Origin of the sequence: Acetobacter fallax, from assembly GCF_011516735.1 — a bacterium.
Taxonomy (GTDB): domain Bacteria; phylum Pseudomonadota; class Alphaproteobacteria; order Acetobacterales; family Acetobacteraceae; genus Acetobacter; species Acetobacter fallax.
This window is the reverse complement of record NZ_WOSX01000026.1, coordinates 1-12,696: the sequence shown is the minus strand read 5'-3', so window position 1 is coordinate 12,696 and position 12,696 is coordinate 1. Positions and strand designations below refer to the sequence as shown.

General features: G+C 55.0%; 16 protein-coding genes. 3 read left to right on the top strand and 13 right to left on the bottom strand.

Features of this window, described 5'->3' with window-relative positions; translation table 11 throughout:
* Positions 1–24 precede the first annotated feature (24 nt).
* From GOB85_RS12485 to GOB85_RS12455, 7 genes are read right to left on the bottom strand one after another with little or no spacing between them, the layout of a single operon-like run.
* Complete coding sequence (locus tag GOB85_RS12485; protein ID WP_173577821.1) at positions 25–2,007, bottom strand: transposase domain-containing protein; 1,983 nt, start codon at positions 2,005–2,007, stop codon at positions 25–27.
* Positions 1,991–2,230 carry a hypothetical protein gene (locus tag GOB85_RS12480; RefSeq protein WP_173577820.1) on the bottom strand — a complete coding sequence of 80 codons (240 nt, stop codon included), beginning with the start codon at positions 2,228–2,230 and terminating at the stop codon, positions 1,991–1,993. Before GOB85_RS12480 ends, GOB85_RS12485 begins: the two co-directional genes overlap by 17 nt.
* Complete coding sequence (locus tag GOB85_RS12475) at positions 2,230–2,427, bottom strand: hypothetical protein (protein ID WP_173577819.1); 198 nt, start codon at positions 2,425–2,427, stop codon at positions 2,230–2,232. The genes GOB85_RS12480 and GOB85_RS12475 overlap by 1 nt, the downstream gene beginning before the upstream one ends.
* Complete coding sequence (locus GOB85_RS12470) at positions 2,424–2,894, bottom strand: phage regulatory CII family protein (RefSeq protein ID WP_173577818.1); 471 nt, start codon at positions 2,892–2,894, stop codon at positions 2,424–2,426. The genes GOB85_RS12475 and GOB85_RS12470 overlap by 4 nt, the downstream gene beginning before the upstream one ends.
* Positions 2,891–3,238 (bottom strand): helix-turn-helix domain-containing protein, encoded by a 348-nt coding sequence (locus tag GOB85_RS12465; RefSeq protein ID WP_173577817.1) that lies wholly within the window; start codon positions 3,236–3,238, stop codon positions 2,891–2,893. The genes GOB85_RS12470 and GOB85_RS12465 overlap by 4 nt, the downstream gene beginning before the upstream one ends.
* Entirely contained in the window at positions 3,235–4,116 is an 882-nt protein-coding gene (locus GOB85_RS12460; RefSeq protein WP_173577816.1) for a ParB N-terminal domain-containing protein, read from the bottom strand. The genes GOB85_RS12465 and GOB85_RS12460 overlap by 4 nt, the downstream gene beginning before the upstream one ends.
* On the bottom strand, positions 4,113–4,418 hold the full coding sequence (locus GOB85_RS12455; protein WP_173577815.1) for a helix-turn-helix domain-containing protein: 306 nt from the start codon (positions 4,416–4,418) through the stop codon (positions 4,113–4,115). The genes GOB85_RS12460 and GOB85_RS12455 overlap by 4 nt, the downstream gene beginning before the upstream one ends.
* Positions 4,419–4,644: 226 nt before the next feature.
* Between GOB85_RS12455 and GOB85_RS12450 the strand changes: the two genes are divergently transcribed.
* Together GOB85_RS12450 and GOB85_RS12445 are read left to right on the top strand one after the other, a co-directional pair.
* Positions 4,645–5,364 carry a S24 family peptidase gene (locus tag GOB85_RS12450; protein WP_173577814.1) on the top strand — a complete coding sequence of 240 codons (720 nt, stop codon included), beginning with the start codon at positions 4,645–4,647 and terminating at the stop codon, positions 5,362–5,364.
* Complete coding sequence (locus GOB85_RS12445) at positions 5,364–5,762, top strand: DUF6232 family protein (protein WP_173577813.1); 399 nt, start codon at positions 5,364–5,366, stop codon at positions 5,760–5,762. Before GOB85_RS12450 ends, GOB85_RS12445 begins: the two co-directional genes overlap by 1 nt.
* Positions 5,763–6,180: 418 nt before the next feature.
* On the opposite strand, the gene GOB85_RS12440 is transcribed toward GOB85_RS12445, so the two are convergent.
* From GOB85_RS12440 to GOB85_RS12415, 6 genes are all read right to left on the bottom strand, one after another.
* Entirely contained in the window at positions 6,181–7,599 is a 1,419-nt protein-coding gene (locus GOB85_RS12440) for a glycine-rich domain-containing protein (RefSeq protein WP_173577812.1), read from the bottom strand.
* Positions 7,600–7,608: 9 nt separating this feature from the next.
* Complete coding sequence (locus tag GOB85_RS12435; RefSeq protein WP_242011487.1) at positions 7,609–7,818, bottom strand: excisionase family DNA-binding protein; 210 nt, start codon at positions 7,816–7,818, stop codon at positions 7,609–7,611.
* Positions 7,819–8,222: 404 nt separating this feature from the next.
* The gene (locus tag GOB85_RS12430; RefSeq protein ID WP_173577811.1) at positions 8,223–9,701 is read right to left on the bottom strand and encodes a M81 family metallopeptidase; all 1,479 of its coding nucleotides are present in this window, start codon (positions 9,699–9,701) and stop codon (positions 8,223–8,225) included.
* Between the two features lie 70 nt (positions 9,702–9,771).
* Positions 9,772–10,131, bottom strand: coding sequence for a RidA family protein (locus GOB85_RS12425; protein WP_338421728.1), 360 nt, complete (start codon positions 10,129–10,131; stop codon positions 9,772–9,774).
* A gap of 32 nt (positions 10,132–10,163) precedes the next feature.
* Positions 10,164–11,210: a D-TA family PLP-dependent enzyme gene (locus tag GOB85_RS12420; RefSeq protein ID WP_173577809.1), complete on the bottom strand. Its 1,047-nt coding sequence runs from the start codon at positions 11,208–11,210 to the stop codon at positions 10,164–10,166.
* Positions 11,211–11,234: 24 nt separating this feature from the next.
* On the bottom strand, positions 11,235–12,446 hold the full coding sequence (locus GOB85_RS12415; protein WP_173577808.1) for a GntT/GntP/DsdX family permease: 1,212 nt from the start codon (positions 12,444–12,446) through the stop codon (positions 11,235–11,237).
* Positions 12,447–12,548: 102 nt separating this feature from the next.
* Here GOB85_RS12415 and GOB85_RS19775 point away from each other — a divergent pair.
* A partial coding sequence (locus tag GOB85_RS19775) for a helix-turn-helix domain-containing protein (RefSeq protein WP_173578996.1) occupies positions 12,549–12,696 on the top strand: 148 nt, incomplete at its 3' end.

The following is a 12,696-nucleotide window of genomic DNA, read 5'->3' as shown; positions in this document are numbered from 1 at the left end:
GCGACTGCTCTTCCAGTCGCCCCATCAGCCCGCCCAGCGTTCGGGCCGGATTACATTGCGCAATCTGCGCGTCCGCTCCTCTTCCTCCTCCTCACGGGCGATCAGCGCGTCCTCATCCTCCTCCAGCGCCAGAGCAGCATTGCCCTGAACCGCTGGCCGGAACGGCCGCACCACCTTCGCTTCGATTTCAGTTTCTTCCGTGACAGGCAAAGCGACGTGAATGGCCGCAAGCTCATCCACACTCATCTGCACCTCCAGCTTCCGCGCTTCCTTCGTCGCCTTGCGAAACGCCTTAAATGCGCGTGACTGAGCCTGTGCCGCCGTCTTGTCGTTGAAGCCGACCTTTTCGACGCATGGTGCCGTGCCGAGAAACGTGCCATCGAGCCGGTAGACATGAGCATCACCGTGCATGGCCTGCGGATCGAAGCGCACCACAACCTTCTCGCCGCGATGCGCGTGGAGGAACTCGTCCCAGAAACGATTGCCTTCCAGAGAAATCGTGCCATCCACACGATTGACGGTGATTCCTTCCGCCGCCATCAGCCAGAGCCGGCGCTGCTCATCCGTCGCGCGAACGATCGTCGAGCGCGCATAGGATTCCTCGAACACCTGGTCGAAGCTAAGCCGCCCCTTACAGATGTCTGAGCGCCGCCCCAAACGGGAATTGTGCTCACGGATGCCCTCGGCAACCACTTCAATGAAAACATCGAGCGGCACCGCAGACGATCCGTAATTTTCCGGCTTCGCCATCGGATGGTTGCCTGTATAGGCGCCGGCGAAGCGCGGATGCTTTGAAAGATCGCCAGCCAGATCCCGCCACGCCCGTTCCACCGGCTTTGACCGGCCGGAATAGGGCGTTGCCCAGTGAACCTCGACGCCGAGAAGCGGCAGAATACCCATCGGTTCCTCATCCCGAACCTTGAACCGATATCGGTTTGGAATGCCGCCCGTCAGCCATTTTGACGCGAAGTTCCGCCCGTTATCGAGCAGACAGTACGACGGGATGCCATACCGATCGACCAGGTCGCCGAAGGCGAGCCGAACGCACTCTTTGTTTTCCGAGACATCAAGACGCCATGACAGGATTTTTCCACTGTAGATGTCCTGAAATCCGACCATGACCGGACGCACGATCTTCTCGACCCCGTTCTCGACCCAGCGGACGAACACATCAAACTTGTGCCCGTCTGCGTTGACTGCTTCGAGAGCGTGAAACACAGAATGATCACGCTTCTGTGCAGGAAACATGCGCTTCAGCGCCTCGTCACCTTCACGACACAGTGCCAGGAGCTGCGGCGGAAGCTTCTTCATTTCCCGTTCAAGGGTCTTCGATGTCGGAAGAACCCACCCGCGCTCTGACGCAACCTTCTGCAGCCGGCGAAAGCAGGCCGCAAACTTTGGCTTTTCCAGACGCAGATAATCGGCTTTCAGCATCTGCCATGCTTCTTCCGGAAACTCCGTCACGGCTGCCTTCCCGCAATAGTGCGGCGCAAGCCCCGCCAGCCAGTCGCATCGGTTCAGCCCCCGGATCTGCTCATACCAGGTCCAGATCGTCGCCCGCCCAACGCCTTCCATTCTGGAAATCTGCATGATCGCCATCGTCTTTCTCGCACCGGATAACACCAGCATCTCGATTGCATCAATAATCCGCAGAGCCTTCTTCGCGCGATCCTTCAGGCGCTCCGGCAGAGCGTCATAACGCCGCCACAGATCCTCCCGCTCACGCCGCTCGCGATAAACATCTTTCTCTGACACCTCCTTTTCGCTGCTCTGCCGTAGCATCAGAGCAGCCTGCGCCTGCAACGGCAGCGCATAGACCGTAAATTCGTAACCACCCCCACGACCTTCACGTCGCCGCCACGTCTGTCCTTCACGCTCTGGCACCATCCAGTTCTCCGTTTCGATGCGCGCCTGCACGCCCTGTTTTGTTCCTGGCATTCCAGGGAGCGCCATTTCCGCCAGTTCCGCAGCAGACAGCCACGGAACCTGTTCAGCGGCGGTCTGCATGACCAGCCTGCTCCAGTGACTGCACCAGCGCGAAGTATTCTCTCAATCGCTTCCCGCGCTGCCGCTCCGCCTCATCGACAAACCACGTAAAACTGTGGGACGCCGCCTCGACCTGCGCCTTCTGTGACGGCGAAAGACTACCCTTCGGAAGCCGCTTCGCAATCTCACGGATCAGATCGGACGCGACAATCAGCGCGCCATTCATCGCCGGATCGAACCTCATCACGCTGCCTCCCGCCGTGTTACACCGGCCGTTACCGGACGATCTGCGAAAATCTCCTCCGCCGTCACCTGTCGCCATTTGCCATGCAGCACCGGCACAGATCCGTAATATCCTGACTTCCGCCGACGTTCGGACCAGAAAGCCAGAAACACGGCCACCAGGCAGGGCAGTCCAAAAGCCATCACAAACCAGCTCATGTGCATGGTGATCCCTTCCACGCGGCCCGCTGCAGTGACCGCTCCATCCGTGAAAGCTCCCGCTTTTTCGCCTGCGTTTCCGCAAGCTGAATCATCGGCAGCATCCGCCGTGAAACGACAGCCATGTCATGCGGCGCCGCGAGAAACTCCAGAAGCCGCTGATCGCCTGTTGCGAAAACCAAAGCATCGAAGCGCGGCACGCTGATCGTGTGCGTGTCGCGCATGGGAGAGGCATAGGCGTTCAGAATGTTGACACTGATCGGACGACCGATCCGGACCGACATCATCTCCGCAATCACATCGCGAGAACGCCCACACCCTTCAAGCGAAACTGAAATCGCCCGCGATAACCGTGCCTCGAACGTGTTCCCACGCACCATCCGCTCATCGAATTCGCGGATGGGCGAAGGCGGCTCCCAGTCCAGCAGAGAAAGCTGGGTCGCCGCGTTGATCCTGCGGCCGGTCATCGCATACCTCTGCGACGTTCACCGTCTGCGACAAGGAATTTCAGAACATCATCCGCACTCACGTCGCAAACGTAAATGTAATCGAGAAATCGCATCATCGAGAGAGGCTGCACTCCCTGCTCAGCCTTATTCAGTGACGCGACACTAATCCCCACTTTCTCAGCAAGAGATGTCTGCGAGAGACCTGCCTGAGCACGAGCGCGCTTCATGAATTCTCCGACGAGTGTTTTCAGGTCATCGTCACCAGCGAAGGATCGTCCGTTGAACCTCGCGCCATCCGCTTTCCGAACCGGCTTTACAGGAATCGTCACGCTATAAAGAACAGAATCTGAGACACGCATCATGCCGCCTCCCTGCTGACCGCACCAGGAAGAGAGGGGGCGATATCTTCTATGATATTTGCCCGCTCATCCTCCGAAAACGAGAGCCAGAGCTGATCCCATGCCCCCGCGATTTCAGAGCGGACATGCACCAGAGCCTGAAGTCGCGTCCGGCTGTCCATTTTTCTCCACATGGAGAGAAACTTCTCGAACGCACTGGCAGGCGCGGCCTTCGGCTTATTCTGTATCTGCCTGACAATTTCGACGACATTCCGGACGCCAGGCCACTGGAGAACATAATCAGCAATCTGCCGCTGCATCTCCGGCGTCTCTTTCGCCAGCGCGTCCAGCTGCACACCACTCGATGCCAGCCACGTTCCCGAGATTTCCGTTCGAACATCAGGTGTGATGCTGGTATAGCGGGTGATAGAGCGTCTGATCGTTCTGCTATCCAAACCGAGCTTCAGGGCAGTTGCCTCGGTAAAGGACGGGATCAAGTGGACAAGGTTGTCCACTTGATCCGACTTCCGGTCGCCGCCGTGTTTCGTCTCCGGATGCAACTCCTCATAAACGGCCTTTCGTCGTGCCAGGAATGTCGCCCGATCCAGTGGGTTCAGTTCATGCCGGCAGAGATTTTCATCAATCTCCAGAAGCTCCGCTTCGATATCGGTTGCCTTCATCACGACAGCGAACGCCGCGTCGATCCCGGCGATCTCCAACGCACGCAGCCTGTGCGCGCCAGCGATCAGACGATATCGCTTGCCAACCTTTCGCACCTCGATCGGCGTCCGCTGCCCATGCTCCTGCATGCTTGCCGCGATCACACATGCGTTGTCTTCGTCAATCGCGCGCAGACGACTTCCCACGTCGATCTCGCTGAGTGGAATGATATCGACGTTCATGCCGCCACTCCGTTTGCACGCAGACCGTCATCACGGCGGACGGTTACGATCCGTCCCAGTGACTGAGAAACGGGAGTGCCATTTGCATGATACCGATCCGGCCAGATCAGCCTCGGCTCCTTACACAGAACCTTTGCGATCTCTTTCTCGACCGGCGCCGAATATCCCGACGCGCTGATCGTCTTGCTGACCGCCCGCTCATCACGGCCGATCAGAACGGAGAAGGCAGCCATAGAGCCGAAACGCTTGCGCAGCGCGGCCTTGATGTCCTCCGGGTGCATTCCCTGCGGCTTTTGTGCCATAGTCTCATCTCCTCAATCCGGGGCGGTGCCAGCCGCCCTTTTCTTCAACCCGTTGCGCGGAACATTTCGCCGCGTGCTTTCGTCCCGAGTTGTTCCGTGAAGATACGCCGAAAAATCGCTGTGACAACGATAAAACACTCCTTCCCAGTTCTTTTCTGTGAATATTCTGTTGATAACAACGCTTTATCGTTATATTTCAGTAGCTTAATTATAGCGAATATTCGTTGTGAGTGATTTCCCAGAAAGCGACAACAACTGGAAAACGTTGCGTGGACCCGAGCGGGTCCGAATTGCTGTTGAAAATGGGGGAGGCTATTCAGCGGTAGTTCGTCGTTCCGGCATCTCAGGCAGCTCGCTTAACGATTATCTTAAGGGCCGGGTGCTGCGGATCGACACAGCATTAAAGCTTGCTCACGCCTGCAACGTCAGTCCGCAGTGGCTTATTTTCGGCGATTCTCCATCAACGCCCGTCCCGTCGGTTCCCGCAGAGCAGTGGGAAACCGTCGATATCCCTGATTACGATGTAATTCTGTCCGCCGGATCGGGATCAGAAGCACCGGCACATGATAAGCGCCGAATGGTCGCAATACCGAAAGTCATGCTCCCACCTTTAGCCGCACAGAACACAAGAAACCTCGCCTACGTTACCGTCAGAGGCGACAGTATGATGCCAACAATAGACAGCGGAGACCGTGTTTTATTGCGAACAGACGTGTCTGATATCCGCAGCGGCTCGATCTATGCCATCCGCATAGATAACAGCCTCTTGATCAAGCGGCTGCATCTTAAAACAAACGGAAACGTCTCGGTCGTAAGCGACAACCCCGCCTATACCCCGGAAGAGCTGGACGCCGCCAGCATCCGCCAGATGATCTCCGACGGCGGCCACCCCGCCAGAATATTAGGCCGCGTCATCTGGCGCATGGGAGAAGTAGGAGCAAGATAATGATGAATGAGACCGCAATTTATTCGTCTGGGAAAATCAACATTGACAGGAACTTTATTAAGGTCGGCAACAATAGTTATTCTGTTCCTTCAATAGGAAGCGTGTCTTTGAAGGTGACCAAATTTTATTGGGCATCAGTTGTCGCCTTGATAGCACTGTTCATAGGTGTCGGTTGCTTTTCCGATACTCCCAAAAATGAAGGTGCTGGAATTTTTTCTATTTTTATATGTATTATTTTTACAGTAGCCTGCTTCGGAAAGCAGTATGAGGTTCTGATAAAGAACTCGTCCGGAGATCAGCCAGTTTTTACCACCCGCGATCGAAAGGTGGCAACCGCGATTAAGGCTGCCGTTGAAGAGGCCATGATCTCCCATCGCCCACCTGGCGCCGTCGCATAATTTTCTAAGTGGTCGCTGAGAGATCTCTCAGCGACCATTTTACCGAAGCTACCGAAATCCAGAACCATATGTCTAAACCGAACGAAAACCGATTTAGTCCAGGACATTGGATCTCGGCGCGCTCAGGCCTGTGGGTAACTTTTCCGCGCAATTTAACCGCCGCCGGCCGCCACTTTTTATCCCGCCATATCCCAGCCAATCCAACATGATCCCGGTCCTCACCTAGTCCAATACTATGTGTCTTCCTTCAATCGCAGCAAGCGTCATCTTCTGGCTCAAAGAATGAGTCCTGAGCCTAATGCTCGCACCATCACCGTCTCAATCAATGAAAACGGTGAATCACGATGCACCTTCAGTATCACCACAACGTTTCAGAGTGCAGTGGAGACACTCTAACGCTAACAGCGCGTTTCAGATACTATCCATATTGAGTTACGATCATCCAGCCTGCCCCCCCGTCACCACCATTCTGGTAAGACTGATTCGGTCCCGCACACGCCCCCGAGCCACCACATCCCGGGCTACCTCCGTTCCCCGCACCCAACGAGCCCGCTTCATCGCCACCGGCAAACCCAGGAGCATTTCCGCCCTTACCGCCAAAGCCAAAGAAATAGTCTGATGACATACCCGTCGCATGCCCACTGCTTCCACCGTCCCCGTTGGACAGGACAGGCGCATCAACACCGGAGGTTGATGTAAACTGAAATGTTCCGCCTCTACCTGCTCCTGCGAGAATGGCGGGACCGCCGGCGAGAATGGAGGTTCCTCCCACGCCACCATTAAGTGTCAGGAAACTTCCCATTGACGAATTGCCACCATTATTACCGCTCATAGCACCCGATGAAGCCTGTCCGCCACGTCCTCCGCAACCAAGCACGATCGGCACGGTCGTACCGAACACAGACATATTAATAATAACGCGCGCATATCCTCCGCCTCCGCCTCCGCCTCCGAGCCCTGCCGTGGCCGCAGCAGCCGTAGCCGCACCACCACCCCCGCCACCGCCGGCACAAAGTTCAATGATAGCGATTCGACATCTGGAGGAGAGTGCGAGCGTCATGGACGTGCTCCCACCATCTGTGGCTGCCGGCCCTGTGTAATGCTGTTGTGAAAGAAGATTCCCGGCAGCCCAGCCAGTGACGAATGCCGTGGTTGCCAGGCGCGTACTACTGTCGGTCGAAGGCGGCGTCGGAGCTTGGGGAATACCAGTAAAAACAGGAGAGTTTGTTGGTGCCAGTTCCGGAATTGTTGGATAGAACAGATTGGAATTGTTCAGCGAAATCATATCCTGCGTGATCGCGGCTGCACCAGCTGGCACGTCCACACGCCACACGGGCACGATATCAGTGTCCGATGCCGTCGCAGAGATAGTCAGAGTGGCAACTGCCGCACGCAGGGTAGGCTGGCTCACTCCGTCATTTGAAACACCTGACAAGGTTCTGGTTTCATCTGTAACATCCGCATAACGAAGCAGAGTCGCTCCGGTGTCCGTAACGGACAATGTCGCGGAGATGTAGAGCGTCTGAGCGGAAGCCGCAGCAGCAATTGTGAAAGATGTTGCTGGTGCAACATACTGTCTCATGACAGACTCTGAGCTTGTGCCAAGTGTTCCGTAAGCTGTGGGATCAGTTGTTGCTACTGCGACGATTTGTCCTGCAGCAACACTGACCACCATGTCAGTGCCGGAACACGTTGCCGCCAGGCCGCTCGCATAAGGCCCGGTTTCTCCCATTGTCAGACCCAGGACCTGCCCGACAGCCTGCTCGGTATTGCGTTCCGCGATCAGCGTATCCGTGTCCGCGACGATTTGTCCCGGATAAACGATGACTCGATCCATATCTGCTCCTTATGCCCTTGTGCCGGGCTGATAAGCAGGCAGAGCCGAGAAATATTTATCAATAGATTCTGCCAAGATCAGCGTTTTACCACCAAGTTTTACGGCAGATATACATCCCTCCGAAAGAAGTTTGTAACAGTATGTCCGACCAACACCATAATCATCACATACATCTTTAATCATCAGGTATTTAGAGTTTCTTTTTTTCTTTACAGCCATCAATCATTATCCATCAGGAACGCCGTCACACAGGAGCGGATCAGGCCTGATTAAATGTGTCTCTGCCCTCGTTGTGCACAAAAATCGCTGAGAACACAGAGCGACGCTGGCGGCCATACGTCCAGTGAGCAGAATTTTATGAAATAACAACGACAAGACCGGAATAATCGCCAGGCTAAGTCGAGCACAATCATCTTTCCAGTCACGAACAATCATCCGCGATTGGAGAAAGGCGTTTATATGAAGGAAACTATCGTCATATTGTGTTGTTTTCAGTGTAGTGACAGCATTAAACCTAAATAATTTTTGCAGCTACACACAAATCATCAATAAACAGAAAGCCTTTATAAATCAGATCAGGATGATGAGATTTGCCAGAAGCATAACAGCGTGGAGTATTCCGGCTATTTTAACCCATGAGGATCTTCAACAATCGGCCAGAGTGGTCGGGTAAGTTTTGTATATCGCGTCCGCCGTGCATCAGACGGGTAATGCGTTCCGGCATCAACATACAGAATTTCCGCGGCAACCGGTTTAAATGCCGCGTAGAAGTGGTTGGTTGATTTTACTACGAGGTATTTTTTCGTGGTAATATCAATTCCCAGGCCAGAGAAGATATCAGGATCAAAAGTCTGTGTTCTGTTCGTATTCAGAATTACATCTGTTCGGGTATCGATAATACGTATGACAGCTACCGGGCCGAGCGGAACCTTACTTGCTCCGAAACTTTCCCAGGCTTCTTCAACAGCTTTCAGAACGATCACCTCAGCATCAACAGGATCTCCGGCACCAGGCCCGCTCTTACCCCCGAACCGGAGATGGATACGCGCTCCCTCCCCTGCAGCCAGACAAAAGGTTACCGCAATTGGGTCCCATATTGTAGCAACGGCTGTGTCATCTATGCCTGCCGCGAGCATCGCCTGCAGGATCAGCGTCCCGTCGCCCGCGACACCCCCTCCAGGATTGTCCCATGTATCAGCCAGCACGATCGGCTTTGTCGCACCGGCCCGCACACATGCGCCTGCCAGTTCAAGGGCTTCACCAATACTATGCTGCGTCATGCGCGTCGTGCCGCGCAGAGCAAATAGCGCCATGCCTTTCTCACGGGCCAGTCGCTCGCCCAGCGCAGGATTATCGTCGGTAACAATCACCAGTCTGGCACCCAGTTCGGGAACATCTCCGGCGAGGAAACCATGGATCAGTGAGGCGCTCAGAACACCGTCATGACCTTCCAGTGCCCGTAAATCATCCACGAAACCACGCATCGGCTGCTGACTTGTCGGCAATACGTCAATCATCCGACAGTCAAAAACTGAAATTACGGGACTAATTTCGCCGCGTGCCGCGCGCATTACAATATCCACAACCTGCTCCGCACGCGCAACAAAATCCGTATGTGGAAATTCAAGAAATGCATTGAGGACATTCAGATTCTTCACGCGCTTCGGGGTCAGATGGCTATGTGGATCAAATGTCGCGCCAATTACCACATCCGGTCCAACGAGCGTCCGCACCCTTGCGACAAGATCTCCTTCGCAGTCATCATATCCCTGAGCAACCATGGCGCCATGCAGACCCAGAACGACGGCATGCACTGGCAAAACTTCCCGCAACTGATCCAGGATTTCGTCGCGCAACACCTCGTATGTCTGGCGCTGGACCAATCCCCCCGGTTCGGCCCAGGCTGCTGTACCTTCGATAAGTTCGAACTCTTCCAGCCTTGCCCGGTCACGCAGCACAGTAAATATTGCTGAACATAACGTTGGTGTTACGGGATGCGCCCCTGGCGGTGCATAGAAGGCTGCCAGGAAACTCGCCCGATCCGTAGGAACCGGGGAGAATGTGTTGGTCTCTGTCGCCAGAGACGCGACGAACACCTTCATGACTGAACCTCTGTGTCTGGGGGATATCACGACCGGATGACATGCGCCGGTCAGAAAGGCAAAGATAGTTTCAGACCGGTTTGTAGGCAATTGCCTCAATCTCGACCGTGATATCCACCATCAACCCGGCTTCAGCTGTTGTCCGGGCAGGCGGCTGGTTCGGGAAAAATGTTGCATAGACTGCGTTGAAAGCTGAAAAGTCATTTTTATCTGTCAAAATCACGAACGTTTTAATGACATCAGACAATTCACAATCCGCCAGCTTCAGTGCTGCAGCAACGTTTTCCATCACAACCTTCGTTTGAATACTCACATCGCCTTCGACAACTTTTCCGTTCTTTACCGGAACCTGTCCGGAGATGTAAACGAAATCTCCGGCACGTACTGCCGGAGACAGTGGAACATGTGAACTACCAAAAACAGTTTTCACCACAACAATACCCTTTCAGAATAATGAAAATCTCAGACAACTTTACCGCGAGCAGCCACGGGCAAAGCATCCAGAACATGCCCGCCTGAAACCAGATAGACTGTATCGAACATATTGCTGACTACACAGGCATGGTTAGGCACGATTTGCACGCGATCACCTATTTCCGGCAGCCCGGATTCCGCACGAAGAATGCCATGCTCCTCGCTCAGGCCACTGACATGAGCCTGTGGGCAGGAAGGAATATGGCCGAAACCGTCCATTCCGAGGATGTCACTCGTCAGGACCTTGGTTCCGGCATCAATGATTGCCCTGTCCGGTCGTGGCTTGCTGACCACAGTTGTCAGGACAGTCAGAGCGCAATCCTGCATCATTGCGGAACCCGCTGCGACCTGCGACCTGTCCATATAAATGTAAGTTCCCGGACGATACTCCGTAAGGCATGCTACAGTATGTGCTTTCCACATATCCGGTGTGCCACCGGCAGAAACTGTTTCGACAGTCACCCCGGCCTTATCAAATGCCGCTATGGCAGCACGAAGCCATTCAGACATCTCTTCTGTCTTCCCGGTCGCAGGGTAGGTCATTAGTCCGGCAAAGCGTGCTCCCCCCCGCAAGGCGGCTGCGAGAGTGACGGCTTCGTCAGGTGTTTGCACGCCGCAACGCCCTCCCCCCGTATCGCACTCAATCAGCACGTCGAACGTGGCGCCAGTTGTCTCCGCGACAGCATTGTAACCGTCGACGGTGAAACGACTATCCGCTGCAACTGTAAGCTTTATTTTTCGTGCCAGGGCTGCAAGTCGACTCAACTTATCAAAGCCAATGATATTATAACTGATCAGAATATCATCAAGCCCGGCATCAGCCATAACCTCTGCTTCACCCAGCTTCTGGCATGTGATTCCGCGAGCTCCAGCCTCAATCTGCAAATAAGCGAATGCCGGAATTTTGTGTGTTTTGATATGCGGTCGCAAAGTGAACCCATAAGTATCAGCGTAGTCCTGCGCACGCTGGATATTCGCCTTCATCTTGTCAGCGTCAATCAGCACACAGGGTGTGGAGAGTGCGTCGATATTCATCAGTTTAACTCCACAACGATATCATCAGGAAAAAAATGAAAAGAACTGAAAAATGATGGCCCCGGCAAGTGCCATCAATGCAATTACTGTTTCAATCACTGACCAGGTCAGCAAGGTCTGGCCAACGCTCAACCCCAGATACTCCTTGATCTGCCAGAAGACCGGGTCAGTTACTGGCCCGAACGCGACGGAACCGGCACCAGTCGCGAGGACGAGGGCCTCCGGCGAGACGAGGCCGGATTGCTGCGCAACGGGTGCCAGAATGGATGCCGCAGTACTCATCGCCACTGTTGCAGAGCCGGTTGCAAGCCGCACCAGGGCAGCCAGCCCCCAGGCAAGCAGGAGTATGGGCATGTGCCAGGTCACAGCAAGTCCCGTCAGCACAGTTGACACTCCTGCATCAATCAGCGCCCGGCCAAATCCGCCCCCCGCACCGACCAGGAGCACGACGAAAGCAACAGGCGCCAGGCAGTCATGAAGGTGCCGCGCAACTCCTCTGTCTGCAATGCTCTTGGCTGACCCAAGCGCAGCGCAGGCAAAGAGCGTCGACAGTACGAGCGCAATATCGGTCGATCCGACAAAGTTTCCCAGCCAGTCTCCTCCCGGGCCAGGAAAGACCGTCCAAAAAATCTGGCCTGCAAGGATCAGCAACACCGGCATAAGGACGCACAAAACACTGATGCCAAACGGAGGGAGCGATCGTCCCTCCTCATGTTCCAGAAACTGTGCTTCCAGCGAACTGATGCCCGACACATTCAGAAGTGGCACGATGAAACATGCGAAAACAGGACCTGCCAGCACAGCCGTCGGGATCATCACGACCACACCGAGTAACAGCATGACCGGGACACTGGCATGATAGGCCTGAATGGCGATCATGATGGCCGGGTGCGGTGGCAGGAGAGCATGCGCGACTGACAGACTGGAGGCAAGCGGGAGTGCAGCCAGCAGGAGAGGTTGCCCGGCAGCCCGTGCTGCCACAAATGCCAGCGGCGCCAGCAGTACAAAGCCCACATCAAAAAACACCGGCAACCCGACAACAAGACCGATAACCATCATCGCCCAGTGGATATTCTGTGGTCCAAATCGGTTGATCAGTGTTTCCGCAATCCGTTCAGCCGCACCGCTTTCCGAGACAATCCGACCAAGCATGGTTCCGAATGCGATGATAAATGCGATATGTCCGAGTGCATGACCAGCACCGTTCTCAAAAGACGTAACAGCGTCTGATGGCATACGACCAGTTAGAGCACAATCCGATCTAATAGGATCATTTTAAGATTCCCATACTGGCCGAAATCTGATTCATACTATGTGCCGGTATGGAGGCCGGCCCGTATGACCCGAGCCCTGTCTGCTGACCTTCGCCGCCGCGCGATTGCGGCTGTTGCCTCTGGCATGACCCGTCGTGCGGCGACGGTTCGTTTTGGTGTGTCTTCGTCGAGCGTTATCCGCTGGGTTGCTGAGTGGCAGGCCAGCGGTCGTG

Excerpts from the sequence above, each read along its gene's own strand:
- GOB85_RS12485 (WP_173577821.1), bottom strand. The coding sequence starts at position 2,007 with ATGCAGACCGCCGCTGAACAGGTTCCGTGGCTGTCTGCTGCGGAACTG.
- GOB85_RS12480 (WP_173577820.1), bottom strand. The coding sequence starts at position 2,230 with ATGAGGTTCGATCCGGCGATGAATGGCGCGCTGATTGTCGCGTCCGAT.
- GOB85_RS12475 (WP_173577819.1), bottom strand. The coding sequence starts at position 2,427 with ATGAGCTGGTTTGTGATGGCTTTTGGACTGCCCTGCCTGGTGGCCGTG.
- GOB85_RS12470 (WP_173577818.1), bottom strand. The coding sequence starts at position 2,894 with ATGACCGGCCGCAGGATCAACGCGGCGACCCAGCTTTCTCTGCTGGAC.
- GOB85_RS12465 (WP_173577817.1), bottom strand. The coding sequence starts at position 3,238 with ATGATGCGTGTCTCAGATTCTGTTCTTTATAGCGTGACGATTCCTGTA.
- GOB85_RS12460 (WP_173577816.1), bottom strand. The coding sequence starts at position 4,116 with ATGAACGTCGATATCATTCCACTCAGCGAGATCGACGTGGGAAGTCGT.
- GOB85_RS12455 (WP_173577815.1), bottom strand. The coding sequence starts at position 4,418 with ATGGCACAAAAGCCGCAGGGAATGCACCCGGAGGACATCAAGGCCGCG.
- GOB85_RS12445 (WP_173577813.1), top strand. The coding sequence starts at position 5,364 with ATGATGAATGAGACCGCAATTTATTCGTCTGGGAAAATCAACATTGAC.
- GOB85_RS12440 (WP_173577812.1), bottom strand. The coding sequence starts at position 7,599 with ATGGATCGAGTCATCGTTTATCCGGGACAAATCGTCGCGGACACGGAT.
- GOB85_RS12435 (WP_242011487.1), bottom strand. The coding sequence starts at position 7,818 with ATGGCTGTAAAGAAAAAAAGAAACTCTAAATACCTGATGATTAAAGAT.
- GOB85_RS12430 (WP_173577811.1), bottom strand. The coding sequence starts at position 9,701 with ATGAAGGTGTTCGTCGCGTCTCTGGCGACAGAGACCAACACATTCTCC.
- GOB85_RS12420 (WP_173577809.1), bottom strand. The coding sequence starts at position 11,210 with ATGAATATCGACGCACTCTCCACACCCTGTGTGCTGATTGACGCTGAC.
- GOB85_RS12415 (WP_173577808.1), bottom strand. The coding sequence starts at position 12,446 with ATGCCATCAGACGCTGTTACGTCTTTTGAGAACGGTGCTGGTCATGCA.